This window comes from Bacillus sp. LR--39 (assembly GCF_053613335.1).
In genome coordinates this window covers 1-1068 of sequence record NZ_JBSIOT010000323.1, presented here as the reverse complement: position 1 = coordinate 1068, position 1068 = coordinate 1, and the positions used below count along the sequence as shown (strand labels likewise).

Below are 1068 nucleotides of genomic sequence, written 5' to 3'. Positions count from 1 at the left end.
CCGACACGCGCTGCAAAGCATCAAAGCATGTACATGCGGGCAAAATCGATCGATTCAGCAGCTGGCAGCCCAAATCGAAAGACAACTTGAGACGCTTCCCTTACCCGCTCCCATTTCTATCAGCTTATCATGTGAAACAAACTGCACCGATGCCGCCCTGCAAGATGTCGGCGCAATTCGGACACAAGGTGGCTGGGACATTTACATCGGCGGCGTCCGGGGAACTCATGCCCGTTCAGGAGCTCTGTTTTGCGTGACTGAGAACGAAGACAGCACTGCCGGCATGATCAAAGGACTGATCCAGTATTATCGGGAAACGGCTCATTACTTAGAAGCTGTTCATCAGTGGATAGACCGTCTCGGGATCGTTCATATCAGAGAAGTGCTATTCGAAGAAGACCTAAGGGCACAGCTGCTGGAAAGCCTCCAAACAGATCTGTCACTGATTCAAAACCCGACTGTAGAGACGGGCGCATATAAGAAAGGATGAGGCATTTTGACTGAACGACTGCTTAGATATTTCCGTGATAAACAGCAAGACGTCCAATCAGAAAAAACATATGACACTCAATGCCCGTTTTGCAGCATGCAGTGCAAAATGCAGCTCGTGGAACAAACCATCGTCACGCGCAAAAAGTACACTGCGATCGGGATTGATAATCCTACGACACAGGGCAGGTTATGCATGAAGGGCATGAACGCCCACCAGCATGCCCTGAACTCCTCCCGCATCACCCGGCCGCTGCTGAAGAAAAACGGCGAGTTTATGCCTGTTTCCTGGGAAGAAGCACTGAATCATATCAAAGACCAAGTGACAATGATACAAGCAGAACACGGCCATGACGCCATGGCGGTATACGGAAGCGCCTCGATTACAAATGAAGAGGCATATTTGTTAGGGAAATTCGCGCGGGTGGGCTTACAGACAAAATACATCGACTACAACGGGAGGCTTTGTATGTCCGCCGCAGCAACCGCAGCCAACCAAACATTCGGTGCCGACAGAGGCTTAACGAATCCCTTATCAGACATTCCCCACACCCGTGTGATCATTCTGGCCGGCACCAA

1 protein-coding gene and 1 pseudogene are annotated in these 1068 nt (G+C 50.6%); both read left to right on the top strand.

Annotation, left to right across the window (positions count from 1 at the left end; translation table 11 throughout):
- Positions 1-490, top strand: a pseudogene (locus ACWHAR_RS22905) (NAD(P)/FAD-dependent oxidoreductase); the annotation flags it as partial.
- 6 nt (positions 491-496) lie between these two features.
- A partial coding sequence (locus ACWHAR_RS22900; RefSeq protein WP_452087925.1) for a molybdopterin-dependent oxidoreductase occupies positions 497-1068 on the top strand: 572 nt, incomplete at its 3' end.